This is a genomic window from Rothia sp. 32237D007AR (genome assembly GCF_053544675.1).
Map to the genome: position 1 here is coordinate 1 of NZ_JBPPUO010000007.1, position 17,671 is coordinate 17,671.

The following is a 17,671-nucleotide window of genomic DNA, read 5'->3' on the forward strand; positions in this document are numbered from 1 at the left end:
GTCAACGACGGAGCCTCATCCCTCGCATCCGGCGCAACCCAGGTCAACGACGGAGCCTCATCCCTCGCATCCGGCGCAACCCAGGTCAACGACGGAGCCTCATCCCTCGCATCCGGCGCCGATAGTGCCGCCAGCGGAGCCGCAACCCTCGCTAATGGCCTGAACCAAATCAACGACGGCGTCTCTGCCCTACCCTCCCAGCTACCGGCCCTCACCGACGGAACGAGCTCCCTGGCGTCCGGCGCGAGCGACCTCGCCACCGGCGCTCAGAACCTTGAGGACGCCGCCGGGCAGCTCGCCAGTGGAAGCACCGCAGTCTCTGACGGCGCCGACGCAGCGGTCAAGGGTGCACAAACCCTTGCCGACGGAACGCAAGCTCTCCACACCGCCACCGGTACCCTCGCGTCCGGCGCGAGTGATCTAGCCAGCAGCTCCCAGCAGCTCATCGATAACTGGGGCTCCCTCAGCGACGCTCAAAGGCTTGCCGCGCTCCAACAGATTAACGCCGGTGCCACCACCCTCTCCGAGGGTGCGAGCGCCGTGGATAGCGCATCAGGCGACCTCGCTACCGGTGTATCCTCCCTCGTCGGCAACGAATCGGGCGGGTTGACTAAGCTTGCCGCCGGCGCTTCATCCCTTGAAAGCGGAGCCGGACAGCTCGCCGCTGGCGCAACCTCCCTCTCTGACGGGGCCGACACCCTGGCCGGCGGGGCTGCAACCCTCAATGACAAGGCCGGTTCTATGGCGAGCGGCTTGAGCTCGCTAGCCACCGCAATTTCTCAGGCCAATGACGGTGCCTCTGCCCTGGCTGACGGCACAGGTACCCTGGCCTCCGGCGCGCACAGCCTCGCTGATGGAACCAGCTCCCTGGCATCGGGAGCGGGGACGCTGGCTGATGGAACCAGCTCCCTGGCTTCCGGTGCGGGAACCCTGGCTGATGGAACCAGCTCCCTGGCATCGGGCGCGGGAACCCTGGCTGATGGAACCAGCTCCCTGGCATCGGGCGCGGGAACCCTGGCTAACGGCACCAGCACCCTGGCGTCCGGCGCAGGCACCCTCGCCGACGGTGCAGGAACCCTGGCCGACGGTACCAACTCCCTGGCGTCCGGCGCAGGCACCCTCGCCGACGGCACCCAGACCCTGGACGAAGGCGCAGGATCCGCCGTTGACGGCGCCACCAGCCTCTCCAACGGCCTCAGCGACCTGAACGATGGTAACAGCGAGCTCGCGACCTCCCTGGGGGACGCCGTGGGGCAGGTTCCCAGCTACACCACCGACCAGGCCAGCGAACTCAGCGCGGTCACCAGCGACCCCGTCACCATTGAGAAAACCCGCCTGAACGAGGTGTCCACCTACGGCCACGGCCTGGCCCCCTACTTCATGACCCTGGGCCTGTGGGTCGGCGCTATCGCCTACTTCATGATGTACCCGGCGATCTCCAGCAAGTTCGCCCGCGGCGGCCACTCCGGCCTGCGAACCCTGCGCGGTGCCCTGGTTCCGGTACTCTTCATGGGTATTATTCAGGGCACGGTGATGTCTACCGTGATTCACTACTGGGTGGGCATTGAAGAGATAAACTTCTGGGGCCTGACCGGCTTCGCCATTCTGACCTCTATCACCTTCCTGGCCATCAACCAGGCCCTCATCGCCCTGCTGGATGCCCCTGGCCGTTTCATCGCTCTGATTCTGACCGTGGTTCAGATTGGTGCGGCGGGCGGTACCTACCCGATTGAGACAGCCCCTGCCTTCCTGCAGGCTATCCACCCCTGGCTGCCGCTGACTCACGCGCTGGAGGCTTTCCGCTCCCTGATTGCCGGTGGCTCCATCGGTATTGCAACGGGTATTGTCTGGCTGCTGGGCTGGATTGCTCTGGGTGTTGCGGGCACTGCCCTGAGCATCTGGATTCGCCACCGCCGCGAAGATAAGGCGGAGGCCGAACGCCAGGCCCGCCGGGCCGTCCTGGCGAGCGCCTAAAGAATCAAGGCCCCTAACCTACGCCCTTTCGTTTCTACCCCGATGTATCACCCCGGAGGCAGGAGCGAAGGGGCGTAGAGGGTTAAAGGGGCCACCTATAAATAACAGGCTAGCCCTCCACCCCAACCCCACCTTCGCCCGAACCTATAGGATAGAAGGAACCGCACCACTATCTTCCACCGTTGAAAGAGGAACCATGGGGTACTTTGAGTCCGTCCAGTCTGCCGCGCAGCTGCTCAAGCCGCTCACCGATGAGCGTATGTTGCAGGCTCTTGACCGCCTTGAGGTGGACTACGAGCTGGGCGATGACGGGGCCGCTGTGTTCCATTTTGAGCGGGGCTACTTCTACTACACCCTCTCCAGCAACGCCAGCCGCGACCTGCTGAGCGTGCGCGGCAGCTACCGGGGCACCTTCCCCCTCGAGGCGCTGCCCGCCCTCAACGAGTTCACCAACGCCTGGAACCAGCAGAACCTCTTCCCCAAGGTCTTCCCCTACCGGGTTGAAGAGGAGGGGCAGGGGTTTGTGGTGCTGCCGGTTGAGCTGAGCATGGTTTATGCGGGCGGGGTGACGGACGCCCAGCTGGATGAGCACCTGCGCGCTGCCCTGCAGACTTCGCTGGAGTACTTCGAGACCGTGGCCTCCACCTTCGGCGGGGAGGAGTAGCCTTGTCACAGCGCTTTAAAGTTGATTTGGGTGGCCTGGTTGAGCTGCTGTCGAAGAACCTGTATTCGGGCCCGCAGGTTTACCTGCGCGAGGCGATTCAGAACGGGGTTGACGCTATTACTGCCCGCCGGGAGCAGGACGCCGACGCCCCCGCCCGGGTGCTCCTTGAGCCCTGGGAAGATGGCACAGGCATCACCATTACCGACACCGGTGTGGGTCTGACGGCTGAGCAGGCTGAGGAGTTTCTGGCGACGATTGGCCGTACCTCTAAGCGCGATGAGGTCTTTAACGAGGGTCGCGCCGAGTTTTTGGGCCAGTTCGGTATTGGCCTGCTGGCCTGTTTTTTGATTGCCGATACGGTTGAGGTCACCTCGCAGAGCGTGCTGCCGGGGGCTGCCCCGGTGCGCTGGCTGGGTCATGCGGACGGCACCTTTGAGGTGCTTCAGCTAGCCGGCGGTGAGGACGCCACCGGGCAGGTTCCCGAGGTCGGCACGACGATTCGCCTGAAGGCGCGGGCGGACGCCGCCCACTGGGTTGCCGAGGAGACGGTGGTGACGCTGGCCAGCGACTACGCCGATATGCTGCCGGTTGAGGTGTCGGTTCGGGTCACGGCTGCCGGTCAGCGCATCTGGCGGCGTATCTCTTTACCTGCCCTGCCCTGGGCCAAGGGTGAGGGTAAGGGCCAGCCTAATGAGCATGAGCGGGCTATGGCGCTGACTAACTATGCGGAGAAGACCTTGGGCTTCACCCCCTTGGCGGCTCTTGAGATGGAGGTCCCTGCCACCGGTACAAGCGGTGTGGCTTATGTGCTGCCGCAGGCGGTCTCCCCTGGTTCAGGCCGTCACCGGGTCTATGTGAAGAACATGCTGGTGAACACCCGTGAAGATAGTCTGCTACCTGATTGGGCGTTCTTTGTGCGGGCGGTGGTGAATTCGGAGTCCTTGACTCCCACGGCCTCCCGCGAGCAGCTGCGCGAGGATGAGATTCTTCTGCTGACCCGTGAGGCTATCGGTGAGCAGCTCAAGGCCTGGATTACCGCCACTCTCTCTGAGCCCAGTACCCTGCGTGATCGCTTTGTGGAGACCCATTCTTTGGCCCTGCGCGCGGTGGCCTTAGCCAGTGACGACATGCTCGATGTAGTAGCGCGTTCCCTGCCCTTTGAGACCACCGGCGGTATCGCCACCCTCTCCCAGGTTGTGGAAGAGACCGGGCAGGTACTCTACACCCCTACCACGGAGGCCTACCGCCGGGTTGCCCCGGTGGCGCGGGCCCAGGGGCTGTGGGTGGTCAATGGCGGGTACGTCTATGATTCTGATTTGCTGGCTAAACTGGCTGACCGGCCCCGCTGGAAGGTCACTGAGCTGACCAGTAAGGACGTCACCCAGACTCTTACAGCCGTTGAGATGGAACGCGAGTTCGAGGTGCTGCGCGGCTTAGAGCGCGCCCGGGCCGTACTGGCGGCCCATGACTGCGGCGTCCTCTTGCGCACCTTTGACCCCGCTGAGGTACCCGCGGTGCTGCTGCGTGATGCGCAGGCCGAGCGTGCCCGTGACCTGGCCCAGGAGGCTGAGGACGCCGGTGGCCCCTGGGGTGGAATCCTCGGCTCCTTCACCGAGGCGGCAGCCGAGCCGACCCGCACCTTGGTGCTCAATGACGCTAACGAGAATACCCGCCGCCTACTGCATCAGCCGGAGCACGCGTCCTTTGAACCGGGCCTGGTCACTCTTTACCTGTCAGCTCTTATGTTGGCGGGAGAGGGCTTGCGCGGGTCTGAAACTAACCTGCTCAGCGACAGCCTGGCCCAGCTGCTTGAGGCTGCCCTGCGCCAGCCCTAACTTTTAGCTACCCACGAGGGAGAAGACTGTGTGGTCAACCCACCAAGCCGCCCAGAAAATTGCTGCTACCCGCGACCTGCCCTACGGTAGCGCCCGCACCGCAGCCATGGAGTACATTACCCGCACCCTGGAGCGGGAGGGCCCTGAATCCATGCTGCCTGAGGCCTACCTTAACCTGGTGGAGGCCTACGTCTTTGGGCAGCCCACCCCGGCTTCCTTTGCGGTCTTCTCTAAGCTTTTGCGTCTTTACGATGCTCACCCTGAGCATTTTGATGAGTTCACCGCTCGCACCCTTTTCTGGCAGTTTAAGTGGATTATTGGCGATATGACCGCCTACCCGCAGATTTCTAAGGAGCAGGCGCGTGAGCTGCTCGATGAGATGCGCCGCCGCTACCGCCTGGCGGGCATGGGCGAGATGGCCCCTGACCGGGCCGAGTATATGTGGGCAGCCCATATTGGCGAGGATGAGGCCGCTGAGAGGTGGCGGGCCCGCTGGCTGTCGCACGGTGAGGACGAGATGGACTGCGGCTCCTGTAGGCACGGCGGGATCCTGCGTGATTATGTGACGGACGGGGAATTTGAGGCGGCTGTTCGCCTAGGTGCCCCCACCGATGATTTGTGTAATAGGGAGCCTGCGGCCTCCCACCGGCAGTTGGCTTTGGCTTACCTGCATACGGGGGATGGCCAAGCGGCTGGGCGTCACCTCTTGCGGGCGGCGGCTCACCGGGGCCAGTATGACCCAGATGATGTGGGGGTTGAGTTTGAGGTGCTAGCCCGCGGGCAGAACCTTCAGGCGGCCTTTGATTTGCTGGCTGACCACGGCAAACGTGCCCTTGACCTGGCGGGCGACCCTGGCGATAACCGTAATTTTCTGCGCTATATTGTTGCCGGTTTGGCCTGGGCTGTGGAGAGCCAGGCGGATATGCCCACTGGTGTGCAACCTGCCGGTCAGGTGCCTCGGGCGACCTTGCGACAGCTCTATGAGTGGGCAGTGGAAGAATCAAAGCCGCTCTCCCAGGCCTTTGACCGGCGGGCGGGTAACACTCGTTTCTCAGAGTCCATTGAGGCCGCCACTAGGTTGCCGGTTCTGGTGCCCATTGTGCTACCCACCGGGGCGGACGGTGCCGACTCAGCGAGTGCAGATACCCAGGCCGCTACTGGGCTGGGGTCTACTGAGGCGGGGCCTACTGAGCTGGAGCCCACTCCCCTATCTTTCACTCCGGTTGAGCCTTACCTGGCGATAGCTCGCCAGTTAGAGGCTACCGGGCCTGCCCACCAGGCAGGGCTGGCCTATGCTGAGGCTGCTTTCTTGACACTCACGGGTGGCTCTAGTGCAGGGGCGCAGGCGCTGGAGGCCCACAGCTACTTTGAGAAGGCCTGGCCCCTGCTAGTGGAGGGCAACGCCACCCCTGCCCTACTGGTGGAGGTTGTGCGCCTGTGGGCACCAGCAGCGGAGCAGATGGGCGCTTTAGAGGCCCTGCGCGGCCCGGTTGATGAACTACAAGAGCTGACCCAGCAGGCTATCACTGCCGCCCAGCACCAAGACCCCGAAGCTGATAGTCAGGTGCTCCGCCCCCATCTGCTGACCTGCTTGCAGGCTCAGGAGCTGAGCGCTCGCCTGTGCCTGGCCCTTAAGGTTCCTGGTAGCCAGCAGCTCCTTGATGAGCTGGTGGAGGCCTACTGTGAGAGTGAGCAGTGGGAGCGGGCTGCCCGCCTGTTGGTGGTTGCCGCTGAAGCTGCGGCTGACACCGGGCAGGGTGAGCTGGCGATTGACCGCTATGAGCTGGCGGCTAAGCTTTTTGACCTGATGAAGCTCAAGAAATCCCGTGCCGCTGCCCTGGACGCCTGCATTGAGCTGCTGCGCGCCACCGGCCAGGAGCACCGCGTCGAAGCCCTACTGGCTGAACTTGTGGAGCCCTAACACTGATTTACCACCGACATAGAGGATTATTCATAAGGGGTAGCAACCACCAACTAGACAACAGCCCCACCAGCGGCAAAAAATTGAGGATAAATCATCACAAATATTCTCAAAGCCAAACCGGAGAGACCGTTGCCCCACAAGCCTATAACAGGCCTTAGGCACCAGCAATTCACCACGCTACTGACAGCCCTCAACAACCACCTCACCTGGATTAAACCCGACCAAAAACCACGCAAACTCACCCTGGCCCAGGCTCTGAAAATTACCCTGCTCTACCACCGGCACAATCTGACCGAAGAACTCCTGGCAGGATTCCACGACGTCTCTCAAGCGACAATTTCAAGGACTATCAACCTGATAGAACAGGCACTAGTGAAGATTTTCAGGCCGCTAATCCAGCCTCTTGAAAAAGCACTCGATGCACCAGGTTCACTGGTCATCGACGGCACACTGATACCGGTCTGGAACTGGCGTTCGCTAGGGAAAATAAACTTCTCCGGTAAACACAAACGTGCAGGTTTCAATCAGCAGGTCATCTGCACCGTTGATGGGAAACTCCTTGCCATCACGGATCAATTGCCTGGTGCCAGGCATGATGCTTTTGCCTTTAAGGAACACGGTCTTGAGAAGTATCTGGGTGAGACCACTCTGGCGGATAAGGGCTACGTTGGTTTGGGGCTACTGACCCCGACCAAGCGTAAGCCTGGGCTGAAAATGCCCAAGGTTGTTAAAGACAACAATCGTGTCATCAATAAGTTGCGGGCGGTGGTGGAGCATGTCATCGCGCAGATTAAGACCTGGCGTGTTTTGCATTCGGTTTTCCGTCGGCCGTTGGGTGTTTATGGGTGTGTGTTTTCGGTGGTGAGGGGGTTGGTGTTTTTGGCTGTTGGGCGCCCCTTATGAGTAAGCCTCTTTCTGAGCCTAAATTTTATTTTAGCGATAAATTCTTACGTCTTGACTTTCCCAAATACTTCCATCTATTTTATTGGTGAAAACTTGTCCCTCATAATCATATTCCACTAAAGGAAAATAGATAGTATCTATAGTGTAATCCCAAAATTCAATAACCTGTTTAGGATGGACAGCAAGGTATTCATCCGCATAAAGGTCAGCTTCCCCTCCCAATTTGTGATGAGGGAAAACGCCCAAGATGTGAGGGGCATTGGGGCTACCTTCCACCAAGAGAATGTAACCATCATGGCCAATTTCTCCGGGAGAGACATCAGAATCTACCCCTTCCTGAGAGTAAGGGTTTGCCGATATTTTTTCCCGTATTGCCCCCATCTGCCCCATGGTCTGGGGGTAAAGATTATAGAGCCTGGTTCTTTTAGGTGCGCAGATAATCCAGGGGGCTGCAGATTTTTCCGCCTCACAATAGGCCTGACAGTATTTCTCTGCCTTCTGGTAGCTGGAATATACAGCGGCAACTGATACATCCCCAAAAGGGATGTGCAAAACTATGTAGATAAAATCTGAAATATCAGTAGCCGCAGTTTTCATCTTTTTTCGCCGTCTGCACAACAGTTCTTATGGTCGTTCCACTAATAGTTACTTCACCATAGGTTATTTGTTGAAATTTTGACTTATTAGAGTTTTTACACGGCCATGCCAAACTCTTTAGTTCCATAGAGCTGATATTATAACCAACCTGGGATTTATCGGTCATCTTCCTATAGCTCAAACCTCCCCATTCAACAATATACAGTGCTGAATTATGATGGATCTTTTGCACCCTGAAGTTGCATTTTGTATAAGGCTTAGCCCCAATAGTTCCATAACCACCTGACTTTCTCAAGTGAACTGCACTCGGATAAAGAGTGCACCCTGAATCAACATAGCTATATAGCTGCATATTGCCGGAATTTGAAACCTCAAAATAACCCTGAGGAATCCCTGCTATATCTTGAAGGCGCTCAATCCGCTGCACTTCAACAACATTATCTACAGCAGAGGCATCTGGCATTCGAACACCAAAAACCAGAAAAATAGCTATAAAAAAGATTGAAAAAAATTTTTCACTTGAACTCACCAACTTTCCCACTGGCAAAAATTTGAAATACTGATATTCGCAAGATGCATAGCTTCTTGGTCATTCTTATTGACGTTATAATCAAAACCTTCAAGGTCATTATCGACAATATATGGATAAATTAAATTATACTTTTCTACCCACACCTTACTGGCAAATAATAAATCTTTATCACGAGCTTTACCAGACATATCACGCATAACTTCTTCCACCCGCTTAGCCTGTTCAAGACTCAATGTTTTTTGAGCAACGGGCCAACCAACACCCAAAATTTCAAGCTGGCTACGCACATCGTTGCACCATGATTCAGTTGAAAGTTTGGAATCACTTGAACAAGCAAGCAAAAATATACTGAGAAGGAAAGTTAAGAAAATCCTAGAAAATTTAGAATAAATTTTCACCTCTACCTCCATGAAATTTTATCCACGCTAGATAGGTACACTCAGGAGTTTTTCCTGGAGGAACACTTAAAAATCCGATAAATTCATTCCTAAAAATATCATCCATAATAAATTATTCTCCTTGAGTTCTTGGTCAACCACCTTTGGCTGAACTTGGGGATCAAAGGGAAACCTCTTAGAGCTATTTTAACCACCCAACTCAGTAATTATCAATACTCTGATATAAAATTTTATTTACTGTTGAACATCAAGCCTCCCTAAGCTACCCAAACCCCACTGCGGGCCCGCCATCGGAGAGTTAAGGCGCGAGCGCCCATGTACCACAGGGCGTAGGAGCACCAGAGCAGCAGGTAGGCCAGAGTGGAGGTATCGACGTGCCCAGCCCAGCCCAGCTGCCCGCCCCCGGTAAGAGGGGTGGGGGCGTCCGCACCGGCACCGGCACCGGCACCGAACCAGAAATACAGCCCAGCCAGCACCGGCAGATAGGACACCAGGGTAAAGAGCCCCGCCAGCCCCAGGTAGCGCACGTCCTGGGCGCCAATGAGCACGCCGTCCAGAATGAAAACATAGGCGGCCAGGGGCTGGCCCACCGCCAGCACCAGCAGGGAAAGGGCAAAGAGGCGCTGCACCTCAGTGTCGGAGGTAAAGACCCAGGCCAGACCAAAGCCAACCACCGGGCAGACCAAGGCCGTGACCAGACCAAAGACCAGGCTCCACCGCACCAGGCGGTTTTTGAGCTGAACCACCGCGTCCTGCCCCTGCCGGGTTGAAAGATCCTGCGCCCCCATCTCCTTGCTGAGGAGGGCCTGGGCGGCAATAGCTAAAGCGTCCAGGGCGAAGGCTAGCAGGTTAAAGAAGGCCATGGTCAGCTGGTAGGCGGCCAAGTTTTTCTCGCCCTGGGAGGTCACCACAAAAACTGTAGCCAGCAGGGCGATTCGTAGGCAGGCGGCCCGCACCATCAGCCAGGCCCCCACTTTAAAGACGGCAGCTAGCCCAGCCCGATCCGGTAGCCAGCCAGGCCTGTGACCCTGCGCCGGTAAGGCAGAGTGCTGCACCCGCCCCCTAGAGCTGTGGGTGCGCGTCCTGGCTACTACCGCGTAGGTCAGGGCCAGGGCCATGCCCCACTGAATCGCAGCCGTTGCCACCGCTGAGCCAGCTACACCCCACCCTGCCGGGTAAACCAGGGCCCAGCTCAGCGGCACGTTGAGAGCAGCGCCAGTACTAGCAACGTAGAGCGGGGTTTTGGCGTCCTGAAAACCACGCAGGGCACCAGTAGCCGCCAGCACCAGCAAAATACCGGGCAGGCCTACCAGTGAAGGTAGCAGGTAGGCGGTGGCATAGGTCAGCACCTCCCCGCTAGCCCCCAAGGCCCGCAAGAGAGGAGTTGCGGTCAGGGCCAGCAGCAGGGCAAAGAAAACACCCAGGCCAGCAGCCACCCACAAGCCATTACGGGCAGCAGCCAAAGCCCGGGGAATATCCCCTGCCCCTACCGCCCGGGCCACAGCAGGGGTGGTGGAATAGGCCAAAAAGACCATGAAACCTACCAGGGTCTGCACCACCGTTGAGCCAAGCGTCAGACCTGCCAAAGGGGCACTGCCCAGGTGGCCTACGATGGCAGAATCAGCCAACACCAGCAGGGGCTCAGCAATCAGGGCACCAAAAGCGGGCACCGCCAGGGCAAGGATCTGGCGGTTCAAGGAAGGCTGAGACAGGGCAGGGCGCGGTGGTGTGTAAGGCATGAAAACCACCCTACCTGCCACCTCAGCAGAATAGGTGTTAAGGGCGGGTCATGATGTAGGTTTTACGGCCAGCGAATTCGTCCTTACGGGTGATGGCGAACCCTTCTTTTTCGTAGAAGCGAATGGCACGGGCATTGGTGGAAAGCACCTCAAGTTCAGCCGGGCCTGAGTCCAGCACCTGGCCCATCAGGGCCTGGGCAACCCCCGTGCCGAAGGCCTCAGGGAGCAGGTAGAGCATTTCAAGTTTTTGTACCTCGTAGGGCATTTGGGAGGCAAAAGCCAACCCCAGCAGCTTGCCGGGGGCGTCCTTTTCTCCTGCTTCTACCGCAACCAGGGCGCGGCGGCGCTGACCGAGCTGCTGCTGGACGTCCTCACCGGTGCCGCCGGTAGATTCTAGCCAATCTGCAAACCCGGTAGCGCGGGTCTCAAGCTGTTGCTCCTGGGCGGCAAACATCTGCGGGGTGAAAGTTCCTGCATAGGCGTGACGCCAGGAAACCATGCGCAGTTCTTCCCAGGCTCTAGCCTCTGCGGGCGCAGGGGGCCGGATCTCAAAGTTCATTCTTCTCCTTGCGCCGTGCAGCTGCGAGTCAGCGAAAGGGGGCAAGGCGTAGAGTCATGATACCGCAACCGGCCTGCGCCGAATCCAGGTCTTAGAGCGGTAGGTGGTAGATGTAGTCCTGTACCGTTACCGTCTCAGTCAGGTGGAAGGGGCACTCACCGACCTGGCTAAAACCCACCTTCTCGTAGAAGGCCTGGGCGCGGTGGTTAAGCTGAGGGGTGCGTAAATGCAGCCCGTCCTTACCATCGGCGCGGGCCTCAGAAATCACAGACTGCATAAGCTCCCTAGCCAGACCGGTGCCGCGAGTCTCAGCAGAGAGGTAGAACTTGCTCAGGTAGGCGGCATCCCCAGGGACCTCATCGGGCTGGGAGGCAGTGTGGTCAATACCGGCGTAGGCGATGATGTCATCATTTTTATCCACTGCCAGGGTGAAGCTGTGGGAGCCAGTTTCTAGAAAATGGGTGAAAGAGGCCTCATCTAGGTTTTCGCTCACAAAGACTTCTATGTGCTCGCTGGAAACTATCGGCGGGGTGGAGTCCGGGAAGTGGGCGCTGGCGAAAGCTGAGAGGGCCGGGGCGTCAGCGAGGGTAGCAGGGCGTAGGGTGTAGCTCATCCTTATTCTTTCTCGTAACCGCGGAGCTTGTTCAAGGCCCGGCGTTCAGTTTTTGTTGGTCGCCCTGCGCCCCTCTCACGGCGGGGTAGGGCGCCGCTGGTGAGGTAGGCAGGTTTAGGGGCAGAGATATCTTTATAGCAGGTGGCAGCCACCGGCGCACCAACCCGCTTAGAAATGGTCTTATGCACTACCAGTACGCGCTCCCAGCCAGGGTAGCGCACAGTAATAGTATCGCCGGGTTTGATTTTCTGCGAGGGCTTGGCGTGTTCGCTGTTGATGCGCACGTGCCCAGCTTTGACTTCGGCGGACGCCAGTGAGCGGGTTTTAAAAACGCGCACGGACCAGAGCCAGGCGTCGATACGCACTGGCGGCTGTGGCCCTGTGGGGCCGGGGGCCTCTACTAGCGGGTGGGCGCTGGGTGAATTCATGTTTCTAGGCTACCTAATGAGCGAATGAGATGCTTCCCCGCCTCTTCCCCACCCGAGCGTGCACCATATCGCCGAGAGTGCGGCAGCCGTGCGCACTCTCGGCGATATGACGCACTTTCGCGACCCAACGGGTTCTGCCCTGCCGTACACTTGTGCCCATGACTAGCCCTACCACCCCTACCCTTCCCCTTGGTTCATGTTCCCTGCCGATTGATGAGAACCTGCCGGGCACCGCTGCCGGTGAGTCCCGCTGGGTGCTCCTAGAGCACCCCGGCGGGTGGGGGCGAGATATTCTGGACGGAACAGCCTTTGGCCCCGAACTCTCAGCCGCCTTGAAGGAGAAAATGGCTCAGGTAGGTGCCCGCTTGCTCCTGATGAGGCAACCTGGCCGGGCAGGGCAGAAGAATAAGGACGCTGCCAGCCGCCGTGCTTTTCTTGCGGTCACCGGGGGTAGGGGTTTTGCTGAGGCCACCCTTTACTCTTTTGAGATACCTGGTGCGGAGAGTTTATTAACCTTGCCCCTGGATGAACCGGATAATATCCCCGGTGCGGTTGTTTCAGGTGAAACCCTCACCCTTATCTGCACCCACGCCAAGCGCGACCGCTGCTGTGCAGTACGCGGCCGCCCCCTTGCGTCCTTTCTAGCAGAACACCTAGCGGATGGCAGTATCTGGGAGTGCTCACACACCGGCGGGCACCGTTTTGCCCCGGTAGCCCTCAGCCTACCTACCGGCTACACCTACGGACGCCTCACTGTCGAGCAGGCCCTCACTCTCACCCGTAGCGCCCAGGAAGGCCGTGTAGAAGTGGCCGGTCTGCGCGGTCGCTCATGCTACTGCCCTATCGAGCAGGTAGCGGAGGTGGCCGTCCGCACCCTCTTGCAGGAGGCCGGTGAGCAGGCAGGGCCCAGCGACTTGAGCCCCACCGGTGTGAACCTCAACGAGCTGAGCCTGGGCGAATTGGCTGCCACTGACACCAACCAGCAGACTGCCCGCATCACCCACCGCGACGGACGCTCCTGGCTAGTAACAGCCCGTCGCACCGAATTGGCGCCCCGCCCAGCCTCCTGCGGTAAGGACGCCGGCCCCGCCTTTAGCTGGGAAGTCACCAGCCTGCACCAGGTCACCCACTAAAGAAAGAGCGTTTTAAAGAAGAGTGGGGTTCCTGGCGGTCTGCGGCACACGCCGCACCCCGAAAGGAACCCCACATTGGTAGGAAGTGTTGTGAGAGATTAAACCACGCCGGTGGCACCCAGCAGGGAGCCGACACCGAAGGTCACAGCCAGGGCCAGGGCACCACCGATGACCACACGCAAAGCGGCCTTGCCATAGCGCGGGGAGCCGCCCCACTTGGCACCCAGGCTACCGGTGATAGCCAGAGCAATCAGAACACCAGCGAAAGTCACCGGGATACGGATAGATTCGGGGAAGAGCAGAATCAGTAAAGTGGGCAGTAAGGCACCGACCAGGAAGGCACCGGCTGATGCGAAAGCAGCAGACCAGGGTGAGGGGATGTCCTCAGCGTCAATGCCCAGCTCAAAGTGCAGGTGGGTTTTGAGGGCGTCCTTCTCGGTCATCTCGATAGCGGCCTTGCGGGCAGTATCGGGGGCGATACCGCGATCTTCAAGGATTTCAGTTAGCTCATCGAGCTCGCGCTCAGGTATGTCACGCAGCTCGGCCTTTTCCTTGGCAATCAAGGCTTCCTGGCTATCCACCTGGGAGGAGACAGAGACATATTCGCCTAGGGCCATTGAGATGGCGCCACCGACGACAGCGGCGGCGGCAGCCACACCGATAGCGGAAGTGTTAGAGGTTGCACCGGCAACACCGACCACGGTGGCCGCTACAGAGACGATACCGTCGTTAGCGCCGAGCACGGCCGCACGCAGACGGTTCAGTTTCTCCTGGTAGGCACCACCCATGTTGTGACCTTCACCAGTGTGAGATTGAGGAGCAGCAGTGGCAGGGGCTGCTTCATGTGGTTGGTTTGTCATAGGTCTAAGCGTAAAGATTTTCCAAGCTTTCTTCCAGCTAGCCCAAAGTAACTCTGTATGCTTCCTCACATAACTGGAAGGTGAGGTAGGGCTGAGTTGCTTACCGATAAGGGGCTTCTACAGGCAGTCAAGGAACTCGCCCAGGGCAACACAGGCACCCTACTGCTCCTTCCGCGTCCTGGCCCAGGCCTTGGCCTAGCGTATTTGCCCTGCCCGCCCCTATCATAGAAAAGATGACCACTTATGACCGCACCACCCTGCGGGCATCTTCACCATTAAGGACACCACCCATGACCTATACCGTCAGCGACTACCTGCTTGACCGCCTTGCTTCTCTAGGCGTAGCCGAAGTATTCGGCGTACCCGGTGACTTCAACCTGCAGTTCCTTGACCACGTTATCTCCAATGAAAAGCTGGACTGGGTAGGTACCGCCAACGAATTGAACGGCGGTTACGCAGCTGATGGCTACGCCCGCATCAAGGGTATTGGCGCACTGGTCACTACCTACGGTGTCGGTGAGCTTTCTGCCATCAACGCCACCGCAGGCTCCTACGCCGAGCACGTGCCGGTAGTGCACATTGTTGGTGCTCCTTCTAAGGACGCCCAGGCTGCACACCTGGCCATGCACCACACCCTGGGCGACGGGGACTTCACCCACTTCCTCCGTATGGCCGAAGAGGTTTCTTGTGCCGTAGCAGATTTGAACCACGCTACCGCAACCACCGAGATCGACCGTGTTCTGCGCGAAGTAATGATTCAGAAGCGCCCCGGTTACATTCTGCTGGCAACCGACGTGGCCCGTGTTGAGGTAGAGCGCCCCACCGAGCCCCTAGAAATCCCTGCCGCTCTCTCATCTGCTGGGGCAACTGAGGCTTTCCGCACCGACCTGGCTGAGGTTCTGCGTGGCAAGAAGACCACCGTCCTGGCTGACCTGCTGGTACACCGCCTAGGTGCCCAGGGCAACCTGACCCAGATGCTTGAAGCTACCGGCCTGCCCTATGCAACCCTCATGTGGGGTAAGACCCTGGTTGATGAGTCCAAGCCCGCCTTCGCAGGTATCTACGCCGGTGTGGTCTCTAGCGACCGCACTAAGGACGCCGTGGAGCAGGCAGAGGCCCTCATCTGCGCCGGTGTGACCTTCACCGACACCACCACCGCCGGTTTCTCACAGAACCTGCCCGAAAACACTGTCTTCTTGGACGCTCAGACCGCCAAGATTGGCCGCAAGACCTACGCACCCCTGACCCTGGATGTTGCCCTGGATATTGTGCGCGAGGTAGCCCTAGAGGTTAAGGCTGAGCCCAAGCCCCTGCTGGACTGGTCAGCTGAGGGTCACGAGAATGTAGATCAGGACGCCCCCCTCACCCAGGACGCCCTCTGGTCACTGCTCTCTCACGAGCTGTCACCGGGCAACATTGTGGTCGCTGAGCAGGGCACTTCCTTCTTCGGTATGGCTTCACGCCGTTTCCCCGAGAACTCCAAGTTCATTGGTCAGCCCCTGTGGGGTTCTATCGGTTACAGCCTCCCGGCCCTGCTGGGTGCGGCTATGGCCGACCGTGAGGCCCGCGGCGTCCTGCTCATTGGTGATGGCTCAGCTCAGCTGACCATCCAGGAGCTGGGTACTGTTCTGGAGCACAAGCTCAACCCTGTAGTGTTCCTCATCAACAACGATGGTTACACTGTTGAGCGCGCTATCCACGGCCCCACCCAGGCTTACAACGACATCCGCGGCTACAACTGGCAGATGGTTCCTGCGGCCCTGGGCGCAACCGAGGACGATGTTCTCACCCTGCGCGTCTCCACCGCCGCTGAGCTGCTTGAAGCTACCGAACTGACCAAGAAGACTCGCGACAAGATGGTCTTTATCGAGGTGCTCATGGGTAAGGACGACGTCCCCGCCCTGCTGGCTGACGTTGCCGCCGCCCTCACCAAGGCTAACTCCTAAGGTTTATTAGCCTCCCCCTGTTTATCACGAAACCCGCAGCTAAAGCTGCGGGTTTCGTGGCGTTTGGGGGGCTGGCCAATGACTATAGGGAGTTTTGGTAGGAAGACGGAATTTTGGGAGTGTAGAAGCTTTTACTTCTGCACGAAGTAGAGGCGCTTGTTGACGAATTCGTCCATGCCGTAGGGGCCAAGTTCGCGGCCATAGCCGGAGTTCTTCACACCACCGAAGGGAATTTCGACGCCTTCACCGGCGGGAGTGTTGACGTTGACCATGCCAGCTTCAAGCTGCTGGGCCAGGTGGCGGGCGCGGGCCTCGTCCTGGGAGAATACGGCACCACCTAGACCGTACTGGGTGTTATTGGCCAGCTCGATAGCTTCTTGGTCGCTCTCAACCCGGTAGACGGTGGCAACGGGGCCAAAAAGCTCCTGATAGTAGGCCTCAGAGCCGACGGGCACATCGGTGAGGACGGCTGGGGAAAGGTAGGCGCTTTTCTCATCCAGGAGCTGCCCACCGGTATGCAGGGTGGCACCGGCTGCCACGGCGGCATCCAGCTGCTTTTTAAGGTTTTCAGCTGCTGATCGGGATGAGAGGGGCATGTAGGTTTTTTCCGTGGCTTCAGTGGGTTTGCCCGGCTTCATAGCCTCAGCGTGTTTGACGAGTTCAGCTACGAACTCTTCGTAGATGTCGCTCATAATGATGATGCGTTTGTTGGAGTTGCAGGCCTGGCCGGTGTTGTACATGCGCACGGCCCAGGCGGTGGCGGCAGCTTCAGCGACATTGTCAGTATCCAGCACGATGTAGGGGTCTGAGCCGCCTAGTTCCAGCACAGCTTTTTTGAGGTTGCGCCCGGCGATAGCGGCCACAGTGGCCCCGGCGCGTTCGGAGCCGGTGAGGGAAACGCCCTGAATGTGGCGGTGGCCGATCATGGTTTCGATCTGGTGGTGGCTTGCGAAAACTGCCTCGTAGGCGCCGTGGGGTAGCCCGGCGTCCTTCATGATGTCAGCGATGGCGAGCGCTGAGGTGGGGCAGATTTCGGCGTGTTTGAGCACGATGGTGTTGCCCAGCATGAGGTTGGGGGCGGCGAAGCGGGCGATCTGGTAGTAGGGGAAGTTCCAGGGCATGATGCCTAGTAGGGCGCCTAGGGGTTTGCGTTGGATGTAGGCCTCAGAATTTTTAGTTTTTGAGGGGATGGGTTCGTCTTTGAGGTGGTCGGCGGCGATTGTGGCGTAGTAGGTGAAGATAGCAGCGGAAAATTCTGCTTCTTCGATGCCTTCTGCAATGGGTTTGCCCATCTCTTGGGCGATAATTTCGGCTAGTTTCTGCTTGCGCTCTTTGAAGAGCTCGGCGATACGGCCCAGGGTAGCGGCGCGTTCTTGGATGCTGGTGGTGCGCCATTCTAGGTAGGCGCTGTGGGCGCGTTCTAGGGCTGCGGTGGCTTGCTCGTCGGTGAGGGTGTCGTAGGTTTTGAGTACCTCGCCGGTGGTGGGGTCTTCAAGTCGGTAGCTCATGGGTTTAGCTCCTTTGTGTTTGTAGGTTGGGGCTGGGCACCTGCCCTGCCCACATAAA

At 59.0% G+C, this 17,671-nt stretch carries 16 protein-coding genes; 7 read left to right on the forward strand and 9 right to left on the reverse strand.

What is annotated here, in order from left to right; all coding sequences use genetic code 11:
• From ACED87_RS05815 to ACED87_RS05835, 5 genes are all read left to right on the forward strand, one after another.
• The coding region (locus ACED87_RS05815; RefSeq protein ID WP_449089697.1) for a YhgE/Pip family protein at positions 1-1,974 on the forward strand (1,974 nt) is incomplete at its 5' end.
• Positions 1,975-2,170: 196 nt separating this feature from the next.
• Complete coding sequence (locus tag ACED87_RS05820; protein ID WP_237236195.1) at positions 2,171-2,638, forward strand: type III secretion system chaperone family protein; 468 nt, start codon at positions 2,171-2,173, stop codon at positions 2,636-2,638.
• Positions 2,639-2,640: 2 nt separating this feature from the next.
• Complete coding sequence (locus ACED87_RS05825) at positions 2,641-4,473, forward strand: HSP90 family protein (RefSeq protein WP_449089698.1); 1,833 nt, start codon at positions 2,641-2,643, stop codon at positions 4,471-4,473.
• A 28-nt stretch (positions 4,474-4,501) separates the two neighbouring features.
• A complete protein-coding gene (locus ACED87_RS05830; RefSeq protein ID WP_449089699.1) occupies positions 4,502-6,394 on the forward strand; it encodes a hypothetical protein in 1,893 nt (630 codons plus the stop codon).
• Positions 6,395-6,526: 132 nt separating this feature from the next.
• Entirely contained in the window at positions 6,527-7,300 is a 774-nt protein-coding gene (locus ACED87_RS05835; protein ID WP_449089700.1) for a transposase family protein, read from the forward strand.
• Between the two features lie 30 nt (positions 7,301-7,330).
• On the opposite strand, the gene ACED87_RS05840 is transcribed toward ACED87_RS05835, so the two are convergent.
• The 7 genes from ACED87_RS05840 to ACED87_RS05870 form a co-directional block, all read right to left on the reverse strand.
• On the reverse strand, positions 7,331-7,897 hold the full coding sequence (locus tag ACED87_RS05840; protein WP_449089701.1) for a hypothetical protein: 567 nt from the start codon (positions 7,895-7,897) through the stop codon (positions 7,331-7,333).
• Positions 7,878-8,426 carry a hypothetical protein gene (locus ACED87_RS05845; protein ID WP_449089702.1) on the reverse strand — a complete coding sequence of 183 codons (549 nt, stop codon included), beginning with the start codon at positions 8,424-8,426 and terminating at the stop codon, positions 7,878-7,880. The genes ACED87_RS05840 and ACED87_RS05845 overlap by 20 nt, the downstream gene beginning before the upstream one ends.
• Positions 8,423-8,827 carry a hypothetical protein gene (locus ACED87_RS05850; RefSeq protein ID WP_449089703.1) on the reverse strand — a complete coding sequence of 135 codons (405 nt, stop codon included), beginning with the start codon at positions 8,825-8,827 and terminating at the stop codon, positions 8,423-8,425. The genes ACED87_RS05845 and ACED87_RS05850 overlap by 4 nt, the downstream gene beginning before the upstream one ends.
• A gap of 257 nt (positions 8,828-9,084) precedes the next feature.
• Complete coding sequence (locus ACED87_RS05855; protein WP_449089704.1) at positions 9,085-10,566, reverse strand: MATE family efflux transporter; 1,482 nt, start codon at positions 10,564-10,566, stop codon at positions 9,085-9,087.
• Between the two features lie 37 nt (positions 10,567-10,603).
• Positions 10,604-11,125, reverse strand: a complete 522-nt coding sequence (locus tag ACED87_RS05860) for a GNAT family N-acetyltransferase (protein WP_449081494.1) — start codon at positions 11,123-11,125, stop codon at positions 10,604-10,606.
• A gap of 91 nt (positions 11,126-11,216) precedes the next feature.
• Positions 11,217-11,738: an N-acetyltransferase family protein gene (locus tag ACED87_RS05865; RefSeq protein ID WP_449081496.1), complete on the reverse strand. Its 522-nt coding sequence runs from the start codon at positions 11,736-11,738 to the stop codon at positions 11,217-11,219.
• 2 nt (positions 11,739-11,740) lie between these two features.
• Complete coding sequence (locus tag ACED87_RS05870; protein WP_449081498.1) at positions 11,741-12,166, reverse strand: RNA-binding S4 domain-containing protein; 426 nt, start codon at positions 12,164-12,166, stop codon at positions 11,741-11,743.
• A 158-nt stretch (positions 12,167-12,324) separates the two neighbouring features.
• Here ACED87_RS05870 and ACED87_RS05875 point away from each other — a divergent pair, with 158 nt between their 5' ends.
• Entirely contained in the window at positions 12,325-13,299 is a 975-nt protein-coding gene (locus ACED87_RS05875) for a sucrase ferredoxin (RefSeq protein WP_449081500.1), read from the forward strand.
• A 98-nt stretch (positions 13,300-13,397) separates the two neighbouring features.
• On the opposite strand, the gene ACED87_RS05880 is transcribed toward ACED87_RS05875, so the two are convergent.
• The gene (locus ACED87_RS05880; protein WP_449081502.1) at positions 13,398-14,159 is read right to left on the reverse strand and encodes a VIT1/CCC1 transporter family protein; all 762 of its coding nucleotides are present in this window, start codon (positions 14,157-14,159) and stop codon (positions 13,398-13,400) included.
• Between the two features lie 290 nt (positions 14,160-14,449).
• On the opposite strand from ACED87_RS05880, the gene ACED87_RS05885 reads away from it, so the two are divergent.
• Positions 14,450-16,105, forward strand: coding sequence for an alpha-keto acid decarboxylase family protein (locus ACED87_RS05885; RefSeq protein ID WP_449081504.1), 1,656 nt, complete (start codon positions 14,450-14,452; stop codon positions 16,103-16,105).
• A 131-nt stretch (positions 16,106-16,236) separates the two neighbouring features.
• Here the strand turns inward: ACED87_RS05885 and ACED87_RS05890 are convergent, their stop codons facing one another.
• The gene (locus tag ACED87_RS05890) at positions 16,237-17,613 is read right to left on the reverse strand and encodes an NAD-dependent succinate-semialdehyde dehydrogenase (protein ID WP_449089705.1); all 1,377 of its coding nucleotides are present in this window, start codon (positions 17,611-17,613) and stop codon (positions 16,237-16,239) included.
• Positions 17,614-17,671: the final 58 nt, after the last annotated feature.

Bases quoted from the DNA above. Each gene is read 5' to 3' on its own strand.
- ACED87_RS05855 (WP_449089704.1), bottom strand. From the start codon at position 10,566: ATGCCTTACACACCACCGCGCCCTGCCCTGTCTCAGCCTTCCTTGAAC.
- ACED87_RS05880 (WP_449081502.1), bottom strand. From the start codon at position 14,159: ATGACAAACCAACCACATGAAGCAGCCCCTGCCACTGCTGCTCCTCAA.
- ACED87_RS05865 (WP_449081496.1), bottom strand. From the start codon at position 11,738: ATGAGCTACACCCTACGCCCTGCTACCCTCGCTGACGCCCCGGCCCTC.
- ACED87_RS05860 (WP_449081494.1), bottom strand. From the start codon at position 11,125: ATGAACTTTGAGATCCGGCCCCCTGCGCCCGCAGAGGCTAGAGCCTGG.
- ACED87_RS05875 (WP_449081500.1), top strand. From the start codon at position 12,325: ATGACTAGCCCTACCACCCCTACCCTTCCCCTTGGTTCATGTTCCCTG.
- ACED87_RS05885 (WP_449081504.1), top strand. From the start codon at position 14,450: ATGACCTATACCGTCAGCGACTACCTGCTTGACCGCCTTGCTTCTCTA.
- ACED87_RS05870 (WP_449081498.1), bottom strand. From the start codon at position 12,166: ATGAATTCACCCAGCGCCCACCCGCTAGTAGAGGCCCCCGGCCCCACA.
- ACED87_RS05890 (WP_449089705.1), bottom strand. From the start codon at position 17,613: ATGAGCTACCGACTTGAAGACCCCACCACCGGCGAGGTACTCAAAACC.
- ACED87_RS05820 (WP_237236195.1), top strand. From the start codon at position 2,171: ATGGGGTACTTTGAGTCCGTCCAGTCTGCCGCGCAGCTGCTCAAGCCG.
- ACED87_RS05840 (WP_449089701.1), bottom strand. From the start codon at position 7,897: ATGAAAACTGCGGCTACTGATATTTCAGATTTTATCTACATAGTTTTG.